This is a genomic window from Bradyrhizobium sp. S69 (assembly GCF_009766005.1).
Classification (GTDB): Bacteria; Pseudomonadota; Alphaproteobacteria; order Rhizobiales; family Xanthobacteraceae; genus Bradyrhizobium.
On record NZ_LMUK01000060.1, the window covers coordinates 505,557 to 531,726 of the forward strand.

Annotated in this window: 21 protein-coding genes and 2 tRNA genes; 7 read left to right on the top strand and 16 right to left on the bottom strand. The window is 62.2% G+C overall.

The genetic code is table 11. The features are described from left to right. Positions 1-115: 115 nt before the first annotated feature. A complete protein-coding gene (locus tag GSQ88_RS34075; protein WP_159012621.1) occupies positions 116-415 on the top strand; it encodes an HU family DNA-binding protein in 300 nt (99 codons plus the stop codon). A gap of 116 nt (positions 416-531) precedes the next feature. Continuing rightward, complete coding sequence (pepT, locus tag GSQ88_RS34080; RefSeq protein WP_159012622.1) at positions 532-1,788, top strand: peptidase T; 1,257 nt, start codon at positions 532-534, stop codon at positions 1,786-1,788. Here pepT and GSQ88_RS34085 read toward each other — a convergent pair. Beyond that, positions 1,785-2,645 carry a class I SAM-dependent methyltransferase gene (locus GSQ88_RS34085; protein ID WP_159012623.1) on the bottom strand — a complete coding sequence of 287 codons (861 nt, stop codon included), beginning with the start codon at positions 2,643-2,645 and terminating at the stop codon, positions 1,785-1,787. The genes pepT and GSQ88_RS34085 overlap by 4 nt on opposite strands. A 61-nt stretch (positions 2,646-2,706) precedes the next feature. Next, the gene (locus GSQ88_RS34090) at positions 2,707-2,937 is read right to left on the bottom strand and encodes a hypothetical protein (protein WP_159012624.1); all 231 of its coding nucleotides are present in this window, start codon (positions 2,935-2,937) and stop codon (positions 2,707-2,709) included. Positions 2,938-3,085: 148 nt separating this feature from the next. Between GSQ88_RS34090 and GSQ88_RS34095 the strand changes: the two genes are divergently transcribed. Next, positions 3,086-3,409: a hypothetical protein gene (locus GSQ88_RS34095; RefSeq protein ID WP_159012625.1), complete on the top strand. Its 324-nt coding sequence runs from the start codon at positions 3,086-3,088 to the stop codon at positions 3,407-3,409. An 822-nt stretch (positions 3,410-4,231) separates the two neighbouring features. Here the strand turns inward: GSQ88_RS34095 and GSQ88_RS34100 are convergent. From GSQ88_RS34100 to GSQ88_RS34125, 6 genes are all read right to left on the bottom strand, one after another. Then, positions 4,232-4,307: transfer RNA gene (locus tag GSQ88_RS34100), tRNA-Val, on the bottom strand. Positions 4,308-4,456: 149 nt separating this feature from the next. Then, the gene (gene lon / locus GSQ88_RS34105) at positions 4,457-6,883 is read right to left on the bottom strand and encodes an endopeptidase La (protein ID WP_159012626.1); all 2,427 of its coding nucleotides are present in this window, start codon (positions 6,881-6,883) and stop codon (positions 4,457-4,459) included. 304 nt (positions 6,884-7,187) lie between these two features. Then, positions 7,188-8,462, bottom strand: coding sequence for an ATP-dependent Clp protease ATP-binding subunit ClpX (gene clpX / locus GSQ88_RS34110; protein WP_159012627.1), 1,275 nt, complete (start codon positions 8,460-8,462; stop codon positions 7,188-7,190). Between the two features lie 458 nt (positions 8,463-8,920). Continuing rightward, complete coding sequence (locus GSQ88_RS34115; RefSeq protein ID WP_159012628.1) at positions 8,921-9,553, bottom strand: ATP-dependent Clp protease proteolytic subunit; 633 nt, start codon at positions 9,551-9,553, stop codon at positions 8,921-8,923. A gap of 231 nt (positions 9,554-9,784) precedes the next feature. Next, complete coding sequence (gene tig, locus GSQ88_RS34120) at positions 9,785-11,146, bottom strand: trigger factor (RefSeq protein ID WP_159012629.1); 1,362 nt, start codon at positions 11,144-11,146, stop codon at positions 9,785-9,787. Between the two features lie 164 nt (positions 11,147-11,310). Beyond that, positions 11,311-11,395, bottom strand: a tRNA-Leu gene (locus GSQ88_RS34125). A gap of 222 nt (positions 11,396-11,617) precedes the next feature. Between GSQ88_RS34125 and GSQ88_RS34130 the strand changes: the two genes are divergently transcribed. Then, positions 11,618-12,844 (top strand): multicopper oxidase family protein, encoded by a 1,227-nt coding sequence (locus GSQ88_RS34130; protein ID WP_349628255.1) that lies wholly within the window; start codon positions 11,618-11,620, stop codon positions 12,842-12,844. A gap of 13 nt (positions 12,845-12,857) precedes the next feature. Here the strand turns inward: GSQ88_RS34130 and GSQ88_RS34135 are convergent, their stop codons facing one another. Next, positions 12,858-14,357 carry an NAD(P)H-hydrate dehydratase gene (locus tag GSQ88_RS34135; RefSeq protein WP_159012631.1) on the bottom strand — a complete coding sequence of 500 codons (1,500 nt, stop codon included), beginning with the start codon at positions 14,355-14,357 and terminating at the stop codon, positions 12,858-12,860. Beyond that, entirely contained in the window at positions 14,345-14,755 is a 411-nt protein-coding gene (locus GSQ88_RS34140; RefSeq protein ID WP_159012632.1) for a hypothetical protein, read from the bottom strand. Before GSQ88_RS34140 ends, GSQ88_RS34135 begins: the two co-directional genes overlap by 13 nt. Positions 14,756-14,779: 24 nt before the next feature. Here GSQ88_RS34140 and GSQ88_RS34145 point away from each other — a divergent pair, with 24 nt between their 5' ends. Together GSQ88_RS34145 and glnA are read left to right on the top strand one after the other, a co-directional pair. After that, positions 14,780-15,118 carry a P-II family nitrogen regulator gene (locus tag GSQ88_RS34145; RefSeq protein WP_159012633.1) on the top strand — a complete coding sequence of 113 codons (339 nt, stop codon included), beginning with the start codon at positions 14,780-14,782 and terminating at the stop codon, positions 15,116-15,118. Between the two features lie 123 nt (positions 15,119-15,241). Beyond that, positions 15,242-16,651 (top strand): type I glutamate--ammonia ligase, encoded by a 1,410-nt coding sequence (glnA, locus tag GSQ88_RS34150; protein WP_159012634.1) that lies wholly within the window; start codon positions 15,242-15,244, stop codon positions 16,649-16,651. Positions 16,652-16,693: 42 nt separating this feature from the next. Here the strand turns inward: glnA and GSQ88_RS35450 are convergent, their stop codons facing one another. The 6 genes from GSQ88_RS35450 to GSQ88_RS34175 all read right to left on the bottom strand — a co-directional run bounded on the left by GSQ88_RS35450 (position 16,694) and on the right by GSQ88_RS34175 (position 25,229). Then, entirely contained in the window at positions 16,694-16,948 is a 255-nt protein-coding gene (locus tag GSQ88_RS35450; RefSeq protein WP_210253954.1) for a hypothetical protein, read from the bottom strand. A 541-nt stretch (positions 16,949-17,489) separates the two neighbouring features. After that, positions 17,490-17,672 carry a hypothetical protein gene (locus tag GSQ88_RS34155; RefSeq protein WP_159012635.1) on the bottom strand — a complete coding sequence of 61 codons (183 nt, stop codon included), beginning with the start codon at positions 17,670-17,672 and terminating at the stop codon, positions 17,490-17,492. A 23-nt stretch (positions 17,673-17,695) separates the two neighbouring features. Further along, a complete protein-coding gene (locus GSQ88_RS34160) occupies positions 17,696-18,694 on the bottom strand; it encodes a hypothetical protein (protein WP_159012636.1) in 999 nt (332 codons plus the stop codon). 112 nt (positions 18,695-18,806) lie between these two features. After that, a complete protein-coding gene (locus GSQ88_RS34165) occupies positions 18,807-19,796 on the bottom strand; it encodes a hypothetical protein (RefSeq protein WP_159012637.1) in 990 nt (329 codons plus the stop codon). 54 nt (positions 19,797-19,850) lie between these two features. Next, positions 19,851-23,633: a hypothetical protein gene (locus GSQ88_RS34170; RefSeq protein ID WP_159012638.1), complete on the bottom strand. Its 3,783-nt coding sequence runs from the start codon at positions 23,631-23,633 to the stop codon at positions 19,851-19,853. Positions 23,634-24,086: 453 nt separating this feature from the next. Further along, on the bottom strand, positions 24,087-25,229 hold the full coding sequence (locus tag GSQ88_RS34175; RefSeq protein WP_159012800.1) for an FAD-dependent oxidoreductase: 1,143 nt from the start codon (positions 25,227-25,229) through the stop codon (positions 24,087-24,089). Between the two features lie 62 nt (positions 25,230-25,291). Between GSQ88_RS34175 and GSQ88_RS34180 the strand changes: the two genes are divergently transcribed. Next, on the top strand, positions 25,292-26,029 hold the full coding sequence (locus tag GSQ88_RS34180; protein ID WP_210253955.1) for a TetR/AcrR family transcriptional regulator: 738 nt from the start codon (positions 25,292-25,294) through the stop codon (positions 26,027-26,029). The last annotated feature ends 141 nt before the right edge of the window (positions 26,030-26,170 follow it).

The following is a 26,170-nucleotide window of genomic DNA, read 5'->3' on the forward strand; positions in this document are numbered from 1 at the left end:
CGATGCAAATAAGGCCCATTTTATCGGCAAAACAGCGTAGTCAGCCGGCCGCCGAATCATTTAAGGCCTGCTACGTCTTAGTTTCCTGAGCCATCAACAACGAGGAGGGCCAAATATGGCGAAGAAAGCAGCGACCCCGGCTACGATCACGCTGAAGCACCTTGCAGCGGCGCTTGCGGAAGAGCACGAATTGTCGAAGAAGAGCGCCGAAGCTATCCTGGGCGACCTGGTCAGCAAGATCACCAAGCACCTGAAAAAGGGCGAGCGCATCCGTATCGTCGGCCTCGGCATCCTGCAGGTGCGCAAGCGCGCCGCCCGCATGGGCCGCAACCCCGCCACCGGCGAAGCGATCCACATCAAGGCCAGCAAGAAGGTGGCGTTCCGCGCCGCCAAGGAACTCAAGGAAGCGGTCTGAGAAGACGCCCCTTTCTGATTGATTTCTAAGCGCCATTCCGGCTCGTGACGCGGCCCCGGAATGGCGCTTTTCTGTTATAGAGCGGTCCCGTCTCCTCATCCTGTCGCGGTCGTCTCATGCTGGTTTCCTCGCTCAAATTTACCCACGGCGTCACCGAGCGCTTCCTGCGCTATGTGGTCATCGACACCCAGTCGGACCCGGCCTCGCCCACTTGCCCTTCCACCGAGAAGCAAAAGAACCTTGGCCGCCTGCTCGCCAGCGAACTGCAAGCGATGGGAGTAGACGACGCCCATCTCGACGAATTCGGCTACGTCTATGCGACCATCCCAGCGACGTCGGACAAGAAGGTCCCGGTGATCTGCTTCTGCTCGCATATGGACACCTCGCCCGATTGCACCGGCACGAACGTCAAGCCGCAGATCGTCAGGAATTATCGCGGCGGCGACATCGTGCTGCCCGGCGATCCCTCGCAAGTCATCCGCCTCGCGGACCAGCCCGCGCTGGCCGACCAGATTGGCAACGACATCGTCACCTCCGACGGCACCACGCTGTTGGGCGCCGACAACAAGGCAGGCTTAGCCGAGATCATGGACGCGGCGCAGTTTCTGATGCGCCATCCGGAGATCAAGCACGGCGTCATCAAGATCCTGTTCACGCCCGACGAAGAGATCGGCCGCGGCGTCGACAAGGCCGATCTGAAAAAACTCGGTGCCGACTTCGCCTACACCATCGACGGCGAAACCGCCGGCAATATCGAGGACGAAACCTTCTCGGCCGACGCCGCCACCATCACCATCGAGGGCGTCTCGACCCATCCAGGCTTTGCCAAGGGCAAGATGGAGCATGCGATCAAGATCGCGGCCGCCATCGTCGACCGCCTGCCAAAGGACACCTGTTCGCCCGAGACCACCGAGGGCAAGCAGGGCTTTTTGCATCCGATCGGAATTTCAGGCGCGCTGGAGCAGGCCACCGTCGGCTTCATCGTGCGCGATTTCACTGACCAAGGGCTGAAGGAAAAAGAGCTGCTGCTGGAACACATCGTCAAATCGGTGATGCGGGATTTTCCGCACTCGAGGTATCGGCTGGAGATCAAGCCGCAATACCGCAACATGAAGCAGGTGATCGACGCTCACCCCGAGATCATCGACTACGCGATGGAGGCGATCCGCCGCGCCGGGCTCAAGCCGGTAAAGACCTCGATCCGCGGCGGCACCGACGGTTCGCGGCTGTCGTTCATGGGACTGCCCTGCCCCAACATCTTCGCCGGCGAGCACGCGTTTCATTCGCGCATCGAATGGGTCAGCGTGCAGGACATGGAAAAGGCCACGCAGACCATCGTCCATCTCGCGACGATCTGGGAAGAGCGGGCTTAGGAAGCCCGCGCGGTCACGATCCAGATCGAGGCCGAAAGCGGCACGGCGTTTCCTTTGACCAGAGGCGCAAGAACGTCACGGATCGAGTTGGTGGCGGCGGTGCGAATCTCAGGCAGTGCTCCCTCCAGCGCGCGGTTGGCCGGTCCGATTTCAAGTGCGCTCTGCACCGCCGCGTCGAGCCCGCCGCCGATCGCGATATCGAGCGAAAGCGGGCACGGCTCCATCGCAATCCCGGCAAAACCGGCCTCGCCGAGAATCCGGTGCACCCGCGCCTCCGAGGCAAACGCGAACGGCCCGGGATCCTCCGGCCCCTGCTGCGGCAATTTCGGAACGTGTTTGTAGACCGCCTGCAATGGCGTCATCATCCAGGGATTTTCGCGCGGCTCGCGCCAGCAGGCGAACGCCAGCCGGCCCGATGGCCGCAGCGCCTTGCGCATATTCGCGAAAGATTTTGCTGGGTCGGCGAAGAACATTACGCCGAACCGCGACGTCAGCAGGTCTCTGCTTGCGGAATCGAACGGATAGATCGTGGCATCGGCGAGCGCGAACTCAACCGACAAATCCTTGGGCGCGCTCTGTCGCGCCCGCTCCAGCATGGGTCCGGATACGTCGACGCCGAGCACATGACCTGACGGCCCGACCTTTTGCGCGAACGCGATCGTGGTGGCGCCGCTGCCGCAGCCGATATCGATCACCCGCTCACCCGCCAAAGGCCTGGCGCGATCGATCAGGATGTCGGCCACCGGTTTCAGCAGGATATCCTGCGCCTGCTGCCGGCTGGCCCAGCGCTGGCCACCCGGTCCGTTCCAGTACGCAATCTGATCGGCGTTTTGATCGTGGCCTGTGGGTGTGTCCATCTGCGCGCGCTCCGGTCTTGTGTGAAATCTGGAAAGTCGTTTGCCGACTTTCGACAGAGGTTTATCTTCCCGGCTTATCTACCGGGACCGTCCTTGATTTGCCCAGGACGGCTCCCGCGATCAATCCGATCACCGCGCCCGCGGGTCCAAAGACAAACGCCGCGGTCATGCTGGCTTCGACGCTACCGTCGAAGTGATTGTTTGAAAACAATGCAATGGCCCAATAGCCCACAAACGCGAAAAGCGGATAGCCGATCAACAGGCCAAGCAATGCGGTCAGGAAACGGCGCATGTCGCTCTCGGGTTCAAGTCCGCGCAAGCCTGGCACGCGATCTTGCCGCGCGCCCGAATGGCCTGCCTTCGCCTATGGTACCCTGGGAATGTTTCGCGAACCAACGGAAGTTCTCGCGTAGCGACAAGACGCGTTCAACGAGGCGGCGATGCGGCCGCCCAATCCGGGCATGCCGGGACGGAATTTGTCGCTCGGCATCACCTGGGTCTGCAACGTCGGGCCTGCAATCAGGATCGGATGCGTCGGGCTCCATGAACCATCTGAATTGAAGAAGAAATCGGTACAGTTTGGAGCAGCCAATGCCGCCGAGGGGCTGAGCGCGCCCGACGCACATCCGATTGCGCTTAGGAAAAAACAGACCCGCAGGCCGGCAACAGCTTTGACATCCAGCATTTTATTTTCCGCAGTGAAGTTCGCGGGTGCAGATATACGGCGCAACCTTCAGAACTGCATGACAGTGCTCGCGGCGTAGAGTTTCCTGTCCCACAACAGACGAGGCCACTCCAAGAGGCCTCCAGCCCGCCTCGTCTCCGAGGCGGGTCGTTTTCGTCGGCAGCCCTTACCGCTGGCTCAGAAAGGCTGCCGTTGCCAGGGCCGTCGCGGCCTAGAAGGCGGCGTACGCATTCCGGAAGGCAATCGCACCGGCAAGCGACCTCGGACGTGTCCGGACGGCGTGGCCGTCATTGCCGCTCTGAACGATCCATTGACCATTCTCTTCGCCGACGATTTTTCCGACGTGGTGACGCCAGACCACGATGGCTCCGACGGTCGGACCACCTGCATTCGACCCATAATTAGCCCACGATCGCGCAAGATTATACGAAGGACCGGGATCGCTACCTACCTGACTGCGCATGTACCACCCACACCAAGCCCCAGGCCGCCCGGCATCGTGGGCGTGCCGACCTGCATAGCGCAGATGGTGATGATGATAGGATCGGGCTTCCGCGCTCGACGCGAGCGCGCAAAGCACAGCCGTTGCAGCTAAGATGGTACGCATTAATACAAGTCCTCAGTCGGGGGGAAAGATCGCTTCAATGCGATCAAGACAGCGCTTGAGTAGGACGCTCGGGAGCATCCGGCGGCGCGGTTTACTGCGCGGAATTCAATTCCGGCTCGGGCGTTTAAGTAAGATCAAGTGGCCAAAATACGGCGCGATGGTTCCCATTATGGGACAGTGGCGTGGCCCATGCGGGAACAAGATGGCTCGTCAATATGGATAGCCGGCCGCCTTGAATTGGCCGACGACGAAGTCGCGGCGCCGAGAGGTCGCCACACGGACCAAGTCATATCATGGTAGGCGATGACGGACTCGAACCGCCGACATCTTCCGTGTAAAGGAAGCGCTCTACCAACTGAGCTAATCGCCCTCGTGCCCTGTTTAGCCCCGCGGTGGCCTCCGGCGCAAGCCGCAGCCAGTGTCACAAAGCTGGTCGTCACCAAGCCGGTTATCACAAGGTCGGCGCCATAAAAAAGCGGCGCCCCGAATGGGACGCCGCTGTTGGTCTCGTTGCAACGTTCAGTGCGCCGTCAGGCCGCCTGCGGCCTCGTCGGTGGCGTCGGACTTGACCGGCACCTTGGTGTCCTCTTCCCAGACGATCGGCACCGGCGGCCGCACCAAGGCCTTGGCGACGACCTCGTCGAGGTAAGCCACCGGAATGATATCCATCCCACCCTTGATCGCATCGGAAATCTCCGTGAGATCCTTGGCGTTGTCTTCCGGTATGAACACCGTCTTGATGCCGCCGCGGGCTGCAGCCAGCAGCTTCTCCTTCAAGCCGCCGATCGGCAGCACCCGGCCGCGCAGCGTGATCTCGCCGGTCATCGCGACATCGTGCCTGACCGGAATGCCGGTCATGACCGAGATGATCGTGGTGGCCATCGCGACACCCGCCGACGGTCCGTCCTTCGGGGTTGCCCCCTCCGGCACGTGGACGTGGATGTCCCGCTTGTCGAACAAAGGCGGCTCGATGCCGTAGACGATCGCGCGCGAGCGGACATAAGACGCCGCCGCCGAAATCGACTCCTTCATCACGTCACGCAGATTGCCGGTGACCGTCATCTTGCCCTTGCCGGGCATCATGACGCCTTCGATGGTGAGCAGCTCGCCACCGACATCGGTCCAGGCCAAGCCCGTCACGATACCGACCTGAGGCTCGCTCTCGATCTCGCCGTAGCGGTACTTCGGCACGCCGAGAAATTCCTCAAGGGATTTCTCGGTGACCCTCACCGACTTCTTCTTGGAGATCATCAGCTCCTTCACCGCCTTGCGGGCGAGTGTCGACAGCTCACGCTCCAGGTTACGCACGCCCGCTTCGCGGGTGTAGCGGCGGATCATCAGCAACAGCGCATCGTCTTCGATCGACCATTCCTTGGAATCCAGGCCATGCTTGGAGATCGCGTTCGGGATGAGGTGCTTGCGCGCGATCTCGACCTTCTCGTTCTCGGTATAGCCGGCGATCCGGATGATCTCCATGCGGTCCATCAGCGGTCCGGGAATATTGAGCGTATTCGCGGTGGTGATGAACATCACGTTGGACAGATCGTAGTCGACCTCAAGGTAGTGGTCGTTGAAGGTCGAGTTCTGCTCGGGGTCCAAGACCTCAAGCAGCGCCGACGACGGATCGCCGCGGAAATCGGCGCCCATCTTGTCGATCTCGTCCAGCAGGAACAGCGGATTCGAGGTCTTCGCCTTCCGCATTGACTGGATGACCTTGCCGGGCATCGAGCCGATATAGGTGCGGCGGTGACCGCGGATCTCGGCTTCGTCGCGCACGCCGCCGAGCGACACGCGAACGAATTCGCGTCCCGTCGCCTTCGCGATCGACTTGCCGAGCGAGGTCTTGCCCACGCCGGGAGGGCCGACCAGGCACAGGATCGGGCCGGTCAGCTTGTTGGCGCGCGACTGCACCGCCAGATACTCGACGATGCGGTCCTTGACCTTCTCCAGCCCATAGTGATCGTCGTCCAGCACGGCCTGCGCCGCGACCAGATCCTTTTTCACCTTGGACTTCTTGTTCCACGGGATCGACAGCAGCCAGTCGAGATAGTTGCGCACGACGGTCGCTTCCGCGGACATCGGCGACATCTGGCGCAGCTTCTTCAGCTCATGCTGCGCCTTCTCGCGGGCTTCCTTCGACAGCTTGGTCTTGGCAATCTTCTCTTCGAGATCGGCGAGTTCATCCCGGCCCTCGTCGTCGCCGAGTTCCTTCTGGATCGCCTTCATCTGCTCGTTGAGATAATATTCGCGCTGGGTCTTCTCCATCTGGCGCTTGACGCGCGAGCGGATGCGCTTCTCGACCTGCAGCACCGAGATCTCGCTCTCCATCAGGCCGAGCACCTTCTCAAGGCGCGCGGTGACAGACAGCGTCTCCAGGATGGCTTGCCGATCGGCAATCTTGACGGCCAGATGCGAAGCGACCTGATCGCCCAATTTGGCAAAATCAGTGATCGCCTGAACCACGCCGACGACTTCGGCGGAAATCTTCTTGTTGAGCTTCACATAGCTCTCGAAGTCGGACACCACCGAGCGCGCCAGGGCTTCCGCCTCGACCGAACTGCCGTCGGTGTCGGCGAGCGCAACCGCGGTTGCTTCGTAATATTCCGTGCGGTCGGAGTATTTCTCGACGCGCGCGCGCTCGAGCCCTTCCACCAGCACCTTGACGGTGCCGTCGGGCAATTTGAGCAGCTGCAGCACGCTGGCGAGCGTACCGGTCTCGTAGATCGAATCCGGAGTCGGATCATCATCCGACGCATTCTTTTGCGTCGCCAGCATGATCAGGGCGTCGTTCTTCATCACCTCTTCGAGCGCGCGGATCGATTTCTCGCGGCCGACGAACAGAGGCACGATGATGTTGGGGAAAACGACGATATCGCGGAGCGGCAGCACCGGATAAGAGCGGCTTTCGCCGTGGACGATGGTTGGCCGGGGTTTTGGGGTCGTCATGGCCTATTCCTTTTGTTGTGCCCCCTTGCACGCAGTCCGCCGCTTTGCGCAACCGCCACAAGGTGCCGAGATGGGGTCGTTCGGCGTTGCTGGAGCCTACTTCCCCGGTTCACTGAGCGACGAATCTCAAGTCGAATTTTCGCCGCCGATAGCATTAGGTGGCTATCGACTGGGGGGGTGTCAAGTCTGGGAAATGCCCGCCAAATGGGGCTTAATACAAGCTTGCAAACGCTTGGAGGTACGCCGTCGGGGCCGCGGAAAAACTCCCGCAGCCGTCTTTTTCGACTACTCAAGCCGAGCGCGATCAGGCGCTGGCGCTGCTTTCGACCGCGCGGTCGGAACGATCCGCGTAGATGTAGAGCGGACGCGCCGTCCCCTCCACCACTTCGCGCGAAATCACCACCTCTTCGACGCCTTCCAGCCCTGGAAGATCGAACATGGTTTCGAGCAGAATGCTTTCGAGAATCGAACGCAGTCCGCGCGCGCCGGTCTTGCGCTCGATCGCCCGGCGGGCAACCGCGCCAAGCGCTTCGTCGGCGAACGTCAGCTCGATGTTCTCCATTTCGAACAGCCGCTGATACTGCTTGACCAGCGCGTTCTTCGGATCGGTCAGAATCTTCTTCAACGAAGCTTCGTCGAGATCCTCCAGCGTTGCCACCACCGGCAAGCGGCCGACGAACTCCGGGATCAAACCGTACTTCAGCAGATCCTCCGGCTCGACGTGGCGGAAGATTTCGCCGGTGCGGCGGTCTTCCGGCGCCAGCACCTGGGCGGCAAAGCCGATCGATGTCGAGCGTCCGCGCGCCGAGATGATCTTCTCGAGGCCGGAGAACGCGCCACCGCAGATGAAGAGGATGTTGGTGGTGTCGACCTGCAGGAATTCCTGCTGCGGATGCTTACGGCCGCCCTGCGGAGGCACCGAGGCAACGGTACCTTCCATGATCTTCAGCAGTGCCTGCTGCACACCCTCGCCCGACACGTCGCGGGTGATCGACGGGTTGTCGGACTTGCGGCTGATCTTGTCGATTTCGTCGATATAGACGATGCCGCGCTGCGCGCGCTCGACATTGTAGTCGGCCGATTGCAAAAGCTTCAGGATGATGTTCTCGACGTCCTCGCCGACGTAACCGGCTTCGGTCAGCGTCGTCGCATCCGCCATCGTGAACGGCACGTCGAGAATCCGCGCCAGCGTTTGGGCCAGCAGCGTCTTGCCCGAACCGGTCGGACCGATCAGCAGGATGTTCGACTTCGCCAGTTCGACATCATTGTGCTTGGTCTGGTGATTGAGCCGCTTGTAGTGATTGTGCACCGCGACCGAGAGCACCTTCTTGGCATGGCTCTGGCCGATCACGTAATCGTCGAGGACCTTGCAGATTTCCTTCGGGGTCGGGATGCCATCGCGCGACTTCACCAGCGAGGATTTGTTCTCCTCGCGAATGATATCCATGCAGAGCTCAACGCATTCGTCGCAGATGAACACGGTTGGACCCGCGATCAGCTTGCGCACTTCGTGCTGGCTCTTGCCACAGAACGAGCAGTATAGCGTGTTCTTGGACTCGCTCGTGCCGACTTTACTCATTCTTATCTCCGTCCGCCGTTCGATCCCGTTCTATCTTCCGTGTCCCACTCCGGCACCGCCGGCACAGAATGATAGATAGAGCAAAATTCGTACCAAAAAAGCCCTGCGCTCCCGATACCGCGAATCGCGGCCAACTCAAATCCCGACCAAACATACCCTATTCGACCTAGCCAACCATGCTGACACCCGACTATCAAGAATTCCCTAATCGGCCGCGCCTCGGATACCCGTGACAATACCGTGATTTGCGGCGGTCACGCGACCGCCGAATGCTGAAATCAGCCAAGCGTTGCGGGATTACCACGCCGCCAAACCAGCACGAAAGCGGAACTTTGCGCCCAAGCGAGGGCAACAAAGTACCCCTGACAGCCGGATTGCCGGCCGCGGCACCATGGTTGACGCCAGCAAAAGGCAGGAATTGCAGGATTACAAGGCCTTTCGTCGGGGCACCCTTTGGGTCAGGGTGCTTTGGGCGTCGGTTCTTCGGAACGCTTGTCGATCACCTTGTCGACAATGCCGAAGTCGCGAGCCATGTCGGCGGTGAGGAACTTGTCGCGTTCCAGCGCGTCCTCGATCGCCTTGTAGGTCTGGCCGGTGTGCTTCACATAGATCTCGTTGAGCCGCTTCTTGAGGTTCAGGATCTCCTGCGCGTGCAGCATGATGTCGGTAGCCTGGCCCTGGAAACCGCCGGAGGGCTGATGCACCATGATGCGCGAGTTCGGCAGCGAGAACCGCATGTCCTTCTCGCCCGCGGCCAGCAGCAGCGAACCCATCGAGGCCGCCTGCCCCGTGCACAGCGTCGACACCGGCGGACGGATGAACTGCATGGTGTCGTAGATCGCGAGTCCCGATGTCACCACCCCGCCCGGCGAGTTGATGTACATCGAGATTTCCTTCTTCGGATTCTCGGCTTCCAGGAACAACAGCTGGGCAACCGTCAGCGTCGACATGCCGTCCTCGACCGGACCGGTCACGAAGATGATGCGCTCCTTCAACAGGCGCGAGAAAATGTCGTAGGCGCGTTCACCGCGGTTCGTCTGCTCGACCACCATGGGCACGAGGTTCATGTAGGTTTCAACGGGATCGCGCATCAGTCACCCCAAAGGTTTAGGTACAACGGCTAGGTAGCGGCACAGATATGGGCCAATTCCCCAGTGACAAGACCGGGCAACGGCGCGGTCAGTGGGGCGAGTTCAAGCTGATTCGCCACGCTGCGCCTAGCGACGGAAGCCGTCGCCAAGGCGCTTTCGCGGTTCATCATTAACGCCGACTGCCTGAAAGGGCACCTGCCCAACCGGTCAGGTACTCGCCCAATGGCGATCTCAGGCCGCGCTCTTCTCGTCGTCTTCTTCCTTCAGGAGCTCTTCACGCGTGACTTTCTTCTCGGTCACGTTGGCGAGTTCCAGGATGAAATCGACGACCTTGTCCTCATAGATCGGCGCACGAAGCTGGGCCAGCGCATTGGCATTGTTGCGATAGTAGTCCCAGACTTCCTTCTCGCGTCCCGGCATGCTGCGTGCGCGCTCGATCACCGCGCGGCTGACTTCATCGTCGGTGACCGTGATCTTGTTCTTCTCGCCGATCTCCGACAGCACGAGACCGAGCCGCACCCGCCGATCGGCGATCTTGCGATATTCTTCCTGGGCGGCCTCTTCCGTGGTGTTCTCGTCTGCGAAGGTCTTGTTGCTGGATTCCATCTCGGCCTTGATCGAATTCCACATCAGCTGGAATTCTTCATTGACCAGTGACGGCGGCGCCTCGAAGCGATGGGTTTCGTCGAGGCGATCCAGCAGCGTGCGCTTGACGCGCTGACGGGTGGCGCCGGCGAATTCGGCCTTCAGCCGCTCGCCCGCGGCTTCCTTCAGCTTGTCGAGCGATTCGAGGCCGAGCGACTTGGCGAACTCGTCGTCGATCACGGTGTCCTGCGGCGCTTCGATCGCGGTCGCCGTGGTGTCAAACTCGGCGGGCTGACCGGCCAGTTTCTCGCTGGCGTAATTCTTGGGGAACGCGACCTTCAGCAGACGGGTTTCATTCGCGCCGATACCGACCAGTTGCTCCTCGAATCCGGGAATGAACTGTCCGGCACCGATCACGACCTGGATGCCCTCGCCGGCGCCGCCTTCGAACGGCGTGCCGTCGATGGAGCCCTTGAAGTTGATCGTGACCCGATCTCCGGTTTCGGCCTTTGCGTCCTCGGCCTTGGCGGCATAGCCGCGGTTCTGGTCGGCGATGCGCTTGACCGCTTCATCGACGTCGGCGTCGGTGACTTCCACGACCGGTTTCTCGACGCTGAAGGTCTTGAAGTCGGCCAATTGAATCGCCGGCACCACTTCGATCGAAACCGTATAGGTCAGGTCGGATTTGCCGGTCAGGATATCGTCGACGGCTTTCTCTTCCGTCGGCATGGTGACCTTGGGCTCGGTCGCCAGGCGGAAGCCGCGCTCGGTGAATATCTGCGAGTTGGTGTCGCGGATCGTCTGCTCGACGGTCTCCGCCATCACCGACTTGCCGTAGACCTTCTTCAGATGGCTGACCGGCACCTTGCCCGGACGGAAGCCGTTGAGACGGACCTTGTCCTTGAGATCCACCAGACGAGCGCCGGCTTTGGCGTCGAGATCCGCCGCCGGGACGCTGATCTGGAACTCGTGCTTCAATCCCTCGGCCAGGGTTTCTGTGACCTGCATGATGTCAATCTTCTTCCGCTTTCGTCGCGAGCATTAAGGCCCAGGACATTGTCAATCTGGTCGGCGCGCGACCTTATTAAGCCTGCGCCAGTGGTTAGGCCAACCCCCTCTTGTTCAAAGAGAAAGGCTCGCCGGCAATCTCATGCAAACGCTTGATGAGCGCTTGGTGCGGGCGGAGGGACTCGAACCCCCACAACTTTCGTCACTGGAACCTAAATCCAGCGCGTCTACCAATTCCGCCACGCCCGCCGATAGCATCATGTCCGACGGTTCGCAGCAAAAAAATACCCGTTCGGAAGCCATGGGAGACCTAACAACGGCGACTGGACATATCCAGTGGAAAATGGTCCGCATCCTCCCATGGTGAACCGCATTTTCCGCCCTGACCGGCGCGAACTGTTGGCTGGATTGGGGGCCGCAATGGTCGGCCCAGCCCTGCCGTCGATGGCCGCCACCGAGGCGCGGGCCGCCTTGGCGCTGCAGGCCAAGGCCGACACCCTCGCATTGCGCCCGGGGCAGCCCGACACACCGATCTGGTCGCTGGGCGCGGCAACCCCGAACGCCCTGCGCTTTAGACGCGGCGACGCGCTCGACGTGCGGCTCGCCAACGACACGACGGCACCGGTGGCGCTCAACTGGCATGGCATCGACGGCGTTGCGGCCGCCGAGCCGTTGCTGGCCCAGGCGGTGCTCCCTCCTCAAGGCAAGCAAAGCCTCACGATTCCCTTGCGTCACGCCGGTACCTTCATGTGCGACCTCAGGCTGCTGGGCGACGGCGAAGGGCCGCCGTCGGCGGCGCGCGCGCTGATCGTCGCCGAGAACGAGCCGGTCGCGGTCGACCGCGACGAAATGTTGTTGTTCGAGGACTGGCGGCTGCGGCCCGACGGAACAGCGATCGCTCCGGGGGCCGACCCCAATGGCACCGCGCCGGTTTGCACGGTCAATCGGCAGAGGACGCTGGATATCCCCGCTCGCCTCCACGAGCGCCTGAGGCTTCGCTTCATCAATGGGTTTCAACGTAATGTTATCGCTATAAAAATTGAAAATCATGACGTCCAGGTGATGGCGCTGGATGGGCAGCCTTCGGAGCCGTTTCCGGCGCGCAACGGCGCACTGGTGATCGCTCCTGGCGGACGGGTCGACGCCTTCATCGACGCGAACATGGCGCCGGCGGCGGTATCATCGATCCTGTTGCACGACGGAACCGAGGCCCGCCCGATCGCCCGGCTGGTCGGCTCACGGGAACCGCCGGTCCGCGCCGCACCGCTGGCGGCCGCCCCACCACTCCCATCCAACGGCCTGCCGGAGCGGCTGGATTTGAAGAGCGCCCTGCGCATCGACCTGCCGCTGAGCGGACCGCAGGCCGGCTGGGTCCCGCCTTCGACCTTCGCAGCATCGGCGGCGCCAGCGTTCAAGGCCAATCCTGCTTTCAAGGCGAAGGCCGGCCGCATCGTCGTGCTGGCGCTGAGCAACCCGGCCGACAAGGCCACCGTGTTCCATCTCCATGGCCACCATTTTCGGCTGCTGGACCGGCTCGACGACGGCTGGAAGCCGTTCTGGCTGGATACGCTCGCGGTCGAGCCCGGCCAGATCCAGCGCATCGCCTTTGCCGCCGACACGGCCGGGCGCTGGCTGCTGGAGGCCACGGCGGCAGACTGGGCCGCGCCGCGGCTGCTGCGATGGTACGCTGTCGAGTAAGGAAGCTGGGACCTCAATAGTCGACCCCGAACGCGTCATAGAGACGCCGGAACACCGCCGGCAGCGTTTCCGACAGATCTTCCGCGATCAGGCCAGGCCCGGCCTCGCGCCCGGCCTCGCCATGCATCCAGACCCCGACGCAGGCCGCCTCGAACGCCGGCGCGCCCTGCGCCAACAGGCCTGCGATGATTCCAGACAGCACATCGCCGGCGCCGGCGGTGGCGAGCCATGGCGGCGCGTTGGCGGCAATGGCCGCCCGTCCGTCCGGTGAGGCCACGACCGTATCCGGCCCCTTGAGCAGCACCACCGCACCCGAGCGCTCGGCGGCCGCCCGCACCCGCTCCAGCTTCGAGCGAAGCGGATGTTTGTTGCTGATGTCGCTGAACAGCCTCGGAAATTCACCTTCATGCGGCGTCAGAACCACCTGCGGGTCGGGCTCCGACTTGATCGCCTCGAACAGCCGATCGGGCGCGCCGGCAAAACTGGTCAGCGCGTCCGCGTCGAGCACCAAATGCCGCTTGGCAGACAGCGCGGTCAGGACGAAATCGCAGGTGCGCTCGCCGACCCCGGCCCCCGGCCCGATCACGCAGGCATTGAGACGCTTGTCATTCAGGAGTTCGGCAAACTCGACCACGGTATCGGTCGCCTGCACCATCACCGCGGTGAGCGCGGCTGCATTGACCGCCAGCGCATCACGCGGCGAGGCCAGGGTCACGAGTCCCGCGCCGGCCCGCAGCGCCCCGCGCGCCGACATTCGCGCCGCTCCCGTCGCGGCGAGATCGCCGGACACCACGATGGCGTGGCCGCGGGCATATTTATGGCCATCGATCCGCGGCACCGGAAACGCGCCGTGCCAGAGCTGCGGGAGGTTTTCGAAGGTCCGCGGTGCGATTTCATCCAGCACATGCGCCTCGATGCCGATATCGGCAACCCGGACAACACCGCAGTGAATCCGGCCCGGCAGCAAGAGATGCGCGGGCTTCTTGCGGAAGAAGGTCACGGTCTCGGTGGCGTTAATCGCTGCGCCCATCACCGCCCCCGACGTACCATTGATGCCGCTCGGCAGATCGACCGACAGCACCGGCGCGCCGTTGGCGTTGATCGCCTCGATCATCTCATAGGGATCGCCCTTCACCGGCCGGTTGAGGCCGGCCCCGAACAGCGCGTCGATGATCAATGCCGGCTTGCCGATCGCCTGCGGATTGAACGGCAGCACCGGATGCTTCCATCCCCGCGCCGCCGACGCGGCATCGCCCTGCAAACTGTCACGCTCGCACAGCAGGATGACCGAGACCTCGCGGCCGCGCGCCGCAAGCTCGGCTGCGGCCACAAAACCATCGCCGCCATTGTTGCCGCGGCCGGCGACCACCACGATCGGCCCCTCCTCGACCAGCTCCATCGCGGCTTCCGCAACGGCCTGCCCCGCGCTCATCATCAGCGCGAAGCCGGGCGTCCCGGCGCCAATGGTCAGCCGGTCGGCACGTTCCATTTCAGCCGTTGTCAGGACTTCCATGTCAAATTCCCGATGCGAGCGCCTCTTCCTGAGGCATTTCCGGACTGTTTGTCGTCAACCCCTTGACGAATGCATACCGATTGAGCTGTTTGCCTATCGGATAGGCCGCCGATTTCGTAGGCTCCCGTGTCAAGCTCTGCAGGATACCCGTTAAAAGCCTGATAACGTTTCAATATCAGGCTCCCCAACAACTTGGCATAGACCCTGCTTTTGAGGAAGCCGAACTCTGGCAAGGAAGCCAGCCTTGGAAATCGGCCTTGGCAACTAGCTTTGGAAGCCCGCTCCGGATCATCCGGCTGGTCGGCATCCGAAGCCTGCAGGCTGCTCGCCAGGACAATCCCTCGAACAACCAGCGCGAGCGCGCCAGGCGCCATGCGGACGATGCTACGCTCTGACATATCGAAATGCCCGGGAGGCGTTCAGTGAAGAAAATCGAAGCCATTATCAAACCGTTCAAGCTCGACGAAGTGAAGGAGGCGCTTCAGGAGGTTGGACTGCAAGGTATCACCGTCACCGAAGCCAAGGGTTTCGGTCGACAGAAGGGGCACGCCGAACTCTATCGCGGCGCCGAATACATCGTGGACTTCCTGCCCAAGGTCAAAATCGAGATCGTGATCTCCGACGACCTGGTCGAACGGGCGATCGACGCGATCCGCCGCGCGGCCCAGACCGGCCGCATCGGCGACGGCAAAATCTTCGTGTCCAACATCGAGGAAGCCATTCGCATCCGAACCGGGGAATCCGGGCTGGACGCTATCTGAGCCGGGTGCTATCCCGCCTTTCGCGACCCAAAAACAAGAAACAAGGCTGCTTCGGCGGCCTGATTTCGTTCGCGAAATCGTCGTCCTCTCCTGGAAACAGACCCGCAGACATAAGGGGAATTCATGAAGACCGCCAAAGACGTCCTGAAATCGATCAAGGACAACGACGTCAAATACGTCGACCTGCGTTTCACCGATCCGCGCGGCAAGTGGCAGCACGTGACCTTCGACATCAGCATGATCGACGAAGACATCTTCGCCGAAGGCACCATGTTCGACGGCTCCTCGATCGCCGGCTGGAAGGCGATCAACGAATCCGACATGTGCCTGATGCCCGACCCCGTCACCGCGACGATCGATCCGTTCTTCGCCGAAACCACCATGGTCATCACCTGTGACGTGCTGGAGCCGACCACCGGCGAGCCCTATAACCGCGACCCGCGCGGCATGGCCAAGAAGGCCGAAGCCATGGTCAAGTCGATGGGTGTCGGCGACACCATTTTCGTCGGACCGGAAGCCGAATTCTTCGTGTTCGACGACGTCCGTTTCCAGACCACGCCCTACAACACCGGCTTCAAGCTGGACTCGTCGGAACTGCCGATCAATTCGGACACCGAATATGAAGGCGGCAATCTCGGCCACCGCATCCGCACCAAGGCCGGCTATTTCCCGGTGCCGCCGCAGGATTCGGTGCAGGACATGCGCTCGGAAATGCTGGGCGCGATGGCCAAGATGGGCGTCAAGGTCGAGAAGCATCACCACGAAGTCGCCTCGGCCCAGCACGAGCTCGGCATGAAGTTCGACACCCTGACGCTGATGGCCGACCAGATGCAGATCTACAAATATTGCATCCATCAGGTCGCGCATATCTACGGCAAGACCGCCACCTTCATGCCGAAGCCGGTCTATGGCGACAACGGCTCGGGCATGCACGTCCATCAGTCGATCTGGAAGGACGGCAAGCCGGTGTTCGCCGGCAACAAATATGCCGACCTCTCGGAGACCTGCCTGTCCTACATCGCCGGCATCATCAAGCACGCCAAGGCGATCAACGCCTTCACCAACCCCTCGACCAACTCCTACAAGCGCCTGGTCCCGGGCTATGAAGCCCCGGTGCTGCTGGCCTACTCCGCGCGCAACCGCTCGGCGTCCTGCCGCATCCCCTACACCTCCAACCCGAAGGCCAAGCGCGTCGAGGTTCGTTTCCCCGATCCGATGGCCAATCCGTATCTCGGCTTCGCCGCGATGCTGATGGCGGGCCTCGACGGCATCAAGAACAAGCTCGATCCGGGTCCGGCGATGGACAAGGATCTCTACGACCTGCCGAAGGAAGAGCTGAAGGCGATCCCGACGGTGTGCGGTAGCTTGCGCGAGGCGCTGGAGAATCTCGACAAGGATCGCGGCTTCCTCAAGAACGGCGGCGTGTTCGACGACGACTTCATCGACGCTTACATCGAGCTGAAGATGACCGAAGTCGCGCGCTACGAAATGACCCCGCATCCGGTCGAATTCGAGATGTACTACTCGCTGTAATTTATTCGCGGGGATTTCGCCCCGCGAATAGCAGCCACCACATCAAAGGGCGCTCCCGATGGAGCGCCCTTTTTTGTTTGGCGTTGGGAAGATCGACGTTGCTCCACCCACCGCCGTCATACCCGCCACCGGGTCGCGCGAATGCGCGCCCGATGACAGGCTCCGGCGGGTATCCAGTAATACGAGGCGCGACTGATCAATTTCCAACGTCGCGGAATACTGGATCGTCCGCCTTCGCGGACGATGACGAACGTGGGCGTTCTCGCGGCACGATGCGCCCGAGGTTTGCAAATTCATCGGCCCTCAAAAAACGAGAGGGCGCAGGGAAGACCGGGTGCGCGCTGCACCCGCGGTCTCATGTGCCAAGATGCACGTAGCAAAAAGCGCACACGAGCATACAGGTTCAGCGGAAGCAGTCCGGCCTTCCCTGCGCAATGGTTTTACGGCTTATCTTCGTGCTCTCCCCGGCGAGACCAGGGCTTGTTTGTCACCGTCGCTCCCAGGAAACGTGAGCTTCCTGCGAACTTGACGCACCTGCCATTGGGGCATCAGGACCACACGACTTTGCCGTCCGCTTCACGCGCCGTTCGTCAAAAGCGCATCCGCGTCCATCGCTCCCCGCCCCAACGTCAGTGACGATGGCCAACGCCCCCTCTTCCGGGACGGGATGCGAGCAATAGCAACTGAGTTGGGTCAAAAGTCAAGGACAATTTCTGAAAATCAGAAATGATGTAGCGGTGTGAAGGACTGGACAAGGCAAATCATATTGAATCGAGCCAACAATTAAGATTTTACGCGCAACGGGCGCTGCCGCGTTTCACCTCGCGGTCGGAGCGCCTCAGTCGGAGTTATCGCCTACTCCCACCGTGAGAGCCACATCAGGAACATTTGCGCCTCCAGCGGCAGCTGCATCAGCCATATCAATGCTGATGTCGCGGGCATAGTTGATCCGACTGGACGGCGTGATGCCCCCGCCCCTGGCCAGCTGCAGTGCGCTGACGCTGCCGGTGTTCTTGATCATGCGCTCTGCACGCGAGCTCGCACTTAATGGCCACCATGCGGAACGGGATAGCCTACCGGCGGATACCAGACGTAGCTCGCCGACCTGATGATAACCGGCAGGTAATCCGCATCAATGTTCGGCAACAGCGGCTGCAAATCGGCACCGCTAAGCGCTGCGAACCAGTTCGAATATTGCGTATGCCAGACTTTTTCCCAAACCAGTTCGGGCACGTCGAGACCGCTGGAGCGGACTTCGAGGATGATGGTCTGGATCACGAGATCGTCGGCATCCAGGCAGGCAAACGTCACCCACAACATGAACAGCAGCCATGTGGCGGCGATGGCGTTGTCGCCGCCCTCGCTGACCAATGTGTTGATGTTGGTCCGCAGGCCCTGGCCAACCAGGTTGCGGCCCATCAGCGTGTCGTTCAAGGCCTTGACCGCCTCGGCGGGGGGCGCGGCCGAACGCAGAGCAGCCAGGGCCTTGGCCACCGGATCGTAACCGGTGTTGAACACGCTCATGATGCTGGCCGCCAATCCGCCGGCCTTGAGACTTTGATTGAACCGCCCGAGGCGGTCGTCTAACCAGTCAGGCGCGGATCCACCTCTGTCACGCGACAGGTCGATCAGGAGATGATGGCTGAAAAACAGGTAGTACGTGACGCAGGTAGCAAGCGGTGGCCCAGGCGTCGAATTCTGAAAACATAAGGGCAGATTGACGAAAGGGCCTCCAGCGCCCCAATAGGCCTGGAGAGCGGCCGCCGCATCCGTGCGCGGGATGTGGCGGAACAGCGCCCAGCCGTACGGCGTAAGGTCCGGATCGCCGTCGTGAAATTTATTCCACTCAGCAGCGGGAATAATTCGCGTCAGCATGAGATTGAGCAAAGTACCGCGATGACACGACGAAAACTCATCGCTGTCATAGTACGGCAGGGCATCCAGCAGCGCGACGAGCTCGGGCATCAGCCCGGCGTCGCCGCCGGCACCCGTTCCGGTGATGGGGCTGAGCAATCGTTGCTGCAACTGCTTCATATCGCCCATGCTGATCTTCTCCTGATCGGCGCAACCGCAATCGGGGTGCCGTCGATGCTGAGCTGCAACGCGCTGATGCTGCCGGTGGCATTGATCATGCGCTCTGCACCCGAAGTCGCACCTAATGCCAAGGAGGATAGCCTACCGGCGGATACCAGGTAGATCTCTCACCCCAGATGAGCTCACTCGCGAAACTCGCATCAACGTTCGGCAGCAGCGGCGCCAAATCGGCACCGCTGAGCGGTGCGAACCAGTTCGAATATTGCGTGTGCCAGACCTTTTCCCAAACCAGTTCGGGAACGTGGAGACCACTGGAGCGGACTTCGAGGATGATGGCCTCGATCTTGATATCATCCGCCTCCAGGCAGGCAAACGTCACCCACAACACGAACAGCAGCCATGTGGCGGCGATGGCGCTGTCGCCGCCCTCGCTGACCGCCGTATTGATGTTGGTCCGCAGGCCCTGGCCGGCCAGGTTGCGGCCCATCAGCGTGTCGTTCAAGGCCTTGACCGCCTCGGCGGGTGGCGCGGCGGAACGCAGAGCCGCCAACGCCTTGGCCACCGGATCGTAACCGGTATTGAACACGCTCATGACGCTGCTCGCCAATCCGCCAGTGTTGAAACTTTGATTGAACAGCCTCAGGCGGTCGTCGAACCCGTCAGGCGCCCATCCGCCCCTGTTGCGCAACAGGTCGATCAGGAGATGATGGCTGAAAAACAGAGGGTACGTCATGCTGATATCACGAGGTGACGAAGGCGGATTATGCGGATAACATATCGGCAGATCGAAGAATGGGCCTCCGGCGCTCCAATACGCAAAGAGGGCGGTGGCCGCCTCGGTGCGCAGGGTCTGGTGGAACACCGCAAAGCCGTACGGCGAAAGGTCCGGATCGCCGCGGCTATACCGGTCCCGGTCAGGATTGGTAGTAAGTCTCGTGATCAAGAGATTGAGCAAGGTGCCGCGATGACACGATGAAAATTCATCGCTGTCGTAGTACGGCAGGGCATCCACCAGCGCGACAAGCTCGGGCATCAGCCCGGCGTCGCCGCCAGCAGCCGCGCCGGTGATGGGGCTGAGCAATCGTTGCTGCAACTGTTTCATATCGCCCATTCTGGTCTTCTCCTGATCGGCGCAATTCCCCTGATAAGGCCAGCCGCGGCTGCGCTATGACGGCTGCGGCGCCGCCACGGTGATGGCGAAGCTCGCCTGCGCCTGCCCGACCGCGTTCTTGACGGATAATTTCAAGGTCGAGGTGCCGGCTGTCGCGGCCGCCTTACCGTTCGGCTTGAACTCGCCGGAGGTCGGATCGAAGTCGAGAAAGTCAGGCAGCGCGCCGTCGACGGCACAGGTGAGAGGCGCGCTGGGCAGCACGGCAAACTGCGGCATGAAGCCTTGCGCCTTATCCGGCTGGGTGCCGAGCGGGAAATCGAGATTCTTCATGGTCATGAAATTCGGCGCCATGCCCGACATCGCCAGCGTGAACGTCGTCCGCAAAAACAGCGGCTGGAAACCAAGGCCGCTGCCATTATCGCTCAGCCAGCCCGTCGCATTCTGCGGCGGATAGCTCGGCGGCGTGCTCGTGTCCGGCATCACCGGCTGCAGTGTCATCGCCAGGGACAGCAGATAGGCGCCACCGTTGGTGCACACGGCGTCGGATTGCGCAGCGTGCAGCCAGGACTGCGTCAACACATTGGACGGCTGCGACAGCTTCGGCTGGAACGAAACCGTGTGGTCGTTCATCATGCTGAGATAGAGCACGACGGGCGGCCTGCTCTCATCGGGCTGCGCCACGGTGAAGATCTTGCTCACGCCCAGGCTGTCCGTGCTCGCCTGCCAGATCATATCCGGCTGGCCGGAGAACTTTAGCGCCTTGTCGATGGTGCCGTCGGGCCGGCAACGAAAGAGTTGGTCGCCCGAGGCAAGCGTAAATCCGATCATCAAGAGGTCGGACTGTTCGGGATTGACGAACGGTCTGGCGTAATCGAGGCTGCTGCAGCGGTTGCGGATCTTGAAGCCGGCCGGCTCGACATAATTGTTGACAAATGTCTCGACCGGGTCCGGCGGCGTGTCGGGATGGACCAGCAAATAGATCATGATGCCGACCCCGGCGAGCGCCGCGAGAATGCCGAAGGCGCCGCACGCGGAGCAAAACATCGCCATGCCGCATTCGGCGGTCATCCAACCGAGGCCCACCGCCGCCGTTCCCATCAGGGAAATCAGCAGCAATCCGCCGCTGGCAATGCCGAGCGCGTCGTTGGCCGTTTCCAACTCGCCCTTGTCGTGTATCAGGGATGAAATATTGAAATAGAGCCCGGCGATGATGAGAAGCGGTGTGATCCGCGTTCCCATGAATTCCTCCAGGTTCTTGCCGAACATCTTGCCCACCAGCGAGGCATCCTCCGCCGCCGCGTTCTCGCTGACCAGGATCGCGCTCGCCACGCCGTCGCCGGTCACGACGATTGGCTTGGCGCTGCCGAGCCACCGGGCCGCGCCGCTGCCGGTCCGCGTGAACATGACCTCGAACGCCTTGCCGCCTTCGCCCAACACGGTGATCCGGCCGAACGCCATCGCGCGTTCGCCAGCGCTCAGGCCGTCCGCCCCGAAAACCAGCGACAGCCGCGCACCGCGCTGGACCACGGCGGCGACGAACTGCAGGCCCAGGCCGGCAGTGTCGATGATGACCTGCGCACGCTGATCGTCGGTCATCCGGCCCCATTCCTTGAACGACACGACCAGACTGGCGACAGCGAGCCCGCTGATGGTGCCCAGCAGCAGCGAGCCAAACACTTCGACCCCGACCGAAAACCTTGGATATGTGGCGACGAACCATTTCTCGTAACGCTCGGCAATGAACGGCAGCGCCATCGCTTCGTCGATCGCCTCGGCAAAGCTGTTGATGACCTTGAACGATTGCACGAAGATCTCATCGGCCTGCTGGTCATCGAGGATCTGCTGCACAGTTGCCGCGGCGGCGGCGAGCTTGGCGTCGCTGTTGTTAAGGTTGTCGTCGACGAATTTCTGCAGGCATTGCTTCACCACGTCGACGTCGATCGAATCGTTGCTGAAGTCGTAGGTGCCGATCATCACGTTGGTGGCGACGAAGGTGTTGATGGCCTTGACATATTCATTGGCGAAGTGACCTGACGGGTCGAGCGCGGTGAGCACCGATGAGTTGGCCTGCAACAGCCGCGACAGCATGGTCGTATCGTCGGAGCCGCTGCTGATATTGAGCTGGGTGTAGAAACTTTTGAGAAATCTAGGACTGGTGTTGTAGATATAGAAATAGAACGCCCAGTAGAGATTGTGCATCACGGCGTATTGGCCGGAGTCCTGCATCTGCGCGATCAGCTTGCCCTTCATGCCGGGATTGGCGGGATCGTCGGCCACGTTCTTGACGATATCGTCAATCTGCTCCTGGAGCTTCGCCATGATCTGCGGCTGGTAGGCGGACGCGTTGTTGATCTGGTCGCTGCGATACTGCGCCGTCAGCGGAAACAACTTGTCCCATTCGTATTGGAACAAGGCCTGGCCGTGGACCTGATAGACCTTGGAGGCAGCGGTCTGCGTCTTGAGCCAGGTCTTGGCCCGCCACTTGTTGAGATATTTGCAGTTGTCGTCGGTGCCGTCGGCCAGGCCCTGGGTGAGCACGGCGACCGCCAACGATCCGTACCAGCCAGCCGGATAGAAAACACCGTCGACCGGTGAATTGGCGATCTCGGCCAATTTGCCGGTCAGTTTGGGTTGATCTCCCGGAAACAGCGTGTTCCACAAATCGGAAGGCATAAAGCTGTTGGTGATGGCGCCGAGATCCTGCGTCACCGCGACCTGGACCTGGTCCTGCCACGAGCCTTGCTGCTTCACAAAGGGCGTCATCGACGTGAGGCCAAAGATGTCCAGGCCGCCAGCCAGGGCGGTGTGCTGGCGTTCCGCCGCGGCAAAGGCCTGCGGATGCAGGTCCCGGTGGGCCGCGATGGCGTCAAGCGCGGCCTTGGCGGAAAGCCGCTGCATTTTCAAGCGGCCGTCGGCGCTCGCCGCGGTCGACCCGTCGGCTGCAAATTTCACGCTGCCGCGCACCGGCAGTCCGGTCTGGTGCTGCTGGCTTGCGGTGAGATCGCTCCACGACAACACGTCGCCGTTGAGCAGCGAGGTGCGAATCGGCTCGCCTGCAATGACGAGCCGGCCGCCGAACACCGCCAATGGCGCGGCATTCGGCGCGATGCTGAAATAGCCGTTGGCCTGCGCCAGCGCCGCAACGCCTTGCAAACCGACCAGTCTGCCATTTGGGAAATGCCCATCGATCTGCATCGCGCCCGAGATGCTCATGGCGCTGGCATCCTCGAACGCCTGAAGCCACAGCGGATAGACGGTGTCGGGCCCGCTGGTCGAGCGGCCTCGATCTGCATCAGGGTCCACCAATGACTTGAACAGCAAATTCCAGACCAGGCGGCCGTTTCGCTCGCCCATCGTCAGGGTGCCGCCGGCCTCGCTCTCATCCGGGGTCCAGGGATCGTTGCCCGTTTGCAAATCGGCAAATTCGAAGCCAAACGCCGCCGGATCCATCAGCCCGCCGGGGGTGAGCGAATAGGAAAGCTGCAACCGGCCTGCCGCCCATTGCGCACCCTTCCACGCCGCGGACTCGGGATCCCAGGCGAATCCCTCGGCTTTGCCGCCCGAGGTGACATATTGGGCGCCGCAGTCCGTGGCGACGTCGCAGACAAAGCTGACGACCTGCGTCGCCTCTATCCCCGCAGGATTGAGCCCCGCTCCGACGACCCCCGATCCGGAGCGCCTGTTGACACTGAGATGATATTGACCGCCACCGAATAGACCGCGCCAGCTCAGAATATGATCGTGCGGGTCGAAGCGAAAGGCGTCGCGCGGCACCGGCACCTGATCGATGAACAACTGGTCGCGCGCAGCATCCATCGGATCGGACAGAATAAGCACGATGCGGCTCGGAATCGGCTGCTGCGAAGCCGGCTGCCGTGAAGGACCAGGCGCTCGCCGTATCGCGAAATCGTAGGCCAATGGCCGTCGAATGCCGTTCAGCGCGTCAATCGGGCGCGGCTGAGACTTCCGTAACCCGAAGGACGAGCCAGTGACGGCCATGCTCTATCTCCAGCGGTATGCGATGGGATGAATGCCAGAAGTTTGACCCTATACCTTAGGTAGCATGACAATATAACGGACAAGAAGCGGAATCGCAGAATTCTTGTGCTGTCCGTATCCGCGCATGTCGCGGCAATCAGACCTTGAAGCCGTGCGGACCTGGAAGCCGCCCTTTTGCGAGGTAACCGGCCATTAGGATTTGGCCCGCGCTGATTTGTTTGACTCCGATTCGTTCTTTGAGAACAGAATGGAGTCAGAGCGGGAACATTCGGGCTGCGCGCAATAACCGCATCATGAAATCGTTTGCGAGGCGGAGGCGTGCGCGAAGAACTCCACCAGCCCGAACGGGGCGCTGTCACCGAGGCAAAGTTTTAGAATTTCGTGCGCGTCGGCGGCAGCCGACTGACTGCGCGGGAATAGCGCCGCTTCGTAGGCGCTGAGTGCTGCTTCGAGTTCGCGGGGATGCGCGGCGATCGCCTTGCCGAGTTCGGCGCCGTCGAACATCGCGAGGTTAGCGCCCTCGCCGGCCGGCGGTGCCAGATGCGCGGCATCACCGACGAGCGTCACCCCAGGCACGCGATCCCATCGATGTGCGATCGGGAGGGTGTGGAGAACGCGCAGGACCGGCGCGGTGTCGCCATCGGTGATCAGCGCGGTGAGCTCCGGCGCCCATCCGTCGAACTCGGCCGCGATGCGAGCCGTCGCGGCGGCGGCGTTGCCAAAGTCGATCCCGGCGAACCATTCGACGGGCCGGCTCAGCGCGACGTAGGTGTGCAGGACACTGCCCGCCTCGCGGTGCGCGAAGATTCCCTTTCCCGGGGCAGCTGCGAACATCCCGCCGGCGCCGACCGCTTTGGCGGCCGCGGCGTGCCGCTCGTCGGCGTCGTACAGATAGGTCTCGATGAACGACGTGCCGACATAGTCGGGTTTGGCGTCCGAAAGCAGCGGGCGAACGCGCGACCACGCGCCGTCGGCGCCGACGAGAAGACCGCTGCTCAACGTCGAGCCGTCCGCGAAGCTCAGCTCGTGCCGGCCGTCGCCCAGCGGCCTGACATCGCTGACCTTGCGTCCCCACTGGACCATCCCGTCGGGCAAGGACTCGAGCAGGATCCGCCGCAGGTCGCCGCGCAGCACCTCGGGACGCCCGCCGGTGCCGTCGTCGGGCTCGTCGAGCAACACCGTACCGCGCTGGTCGAGCACCCGCGAAGCCTCGCCGCCCTCGTGGATGATGGCGCGGAACGCGTCGAACAGGCCGGCGTCCTTCAGCGCGAGCTGGCCGTCATGCGCGTGGATATCGAGCTGGCCGCCCTGGGTGCGGGCGCCCGCCGAAGGCTCCGCCTCGTAGATCGTAGCAGCGATGCCGTGGACGTGGAGCACGCGTGCGAGAATCAGGCCGCCGAGGCCCGCACCGACGATCGTGACGGGTGGCGTCATCATATTCCCTTTCAGAAACGCGGATATTTACATCCGCTATCATACTGCGTACAGTGTACGCAATGGTAACGAAGAAACCTGTATCGACGGAATCAAGTGCGCTGCTGTGCGCGCGGCCTGCCCGGCCGTCCCGTGGGCCGCAGCCGGCGCATAGTCGCGCGCGGATCGCCGAGGCCGCCGTGAAGATCGCCGATGCGGATGGGATCGAAGCGGCCTCGATGCGACGCGTGGCGGCCGAGATCGGAAGCCGCGCCACCTCGCTCTATCGCTACGTGCGCAACAAGGACGAACTGCTCGACCTGATGGTCGATCTGGTGATGGGAGAAACGCGGGGCCCCGAGCGGTCAGGCGACTGGCGAACGGATCTGGCAGCGATCGCCCATCACACGCGCGCGGTGATCAAACGCCATCCCTGGATGATCGCGATCTCGGTATTTCGACCGACGCTTGGGCCCAACAGCCTGGCTTCGATGGAAGCCACGCTGAAAACGCTGGACGGGCATGGGCTGGATATCGACGGCATGCTGGTGATCGCCAATACGCTCTCGACCTTCGCCCGAGGCTACGCGGCTGGAGAAATCGCCGAGCAGCAGGCCGAAGCGCGCTCCGGCCTTGGTCGTGAGCGATGGATGGAAAGCCAGGCGCAGTACGTCGAGACGATCCGCAGTTCCGGTCAGTTTCCCCTGTTCATGCGCGTCGTCGACGACGCGCGAACGCCCCATGATCCGCATCTGGTGCAGCAGGGATTCGAACAGGGCCTGCAATGCCTGCTCGATGGCATCGCCGCGCGACTGCCGTAGAGGAAGCGCCGGCGGACGTCCGCTTTGGTGCGCATGACGGACTCACGTCGGACATCGCTTCACGTCCGAAAGGTGCCACAAGCCGACATCGCTGGAGCGGCCTGAGACCAACACGTTGTCGGTCGGAGCACATCCGCGTGA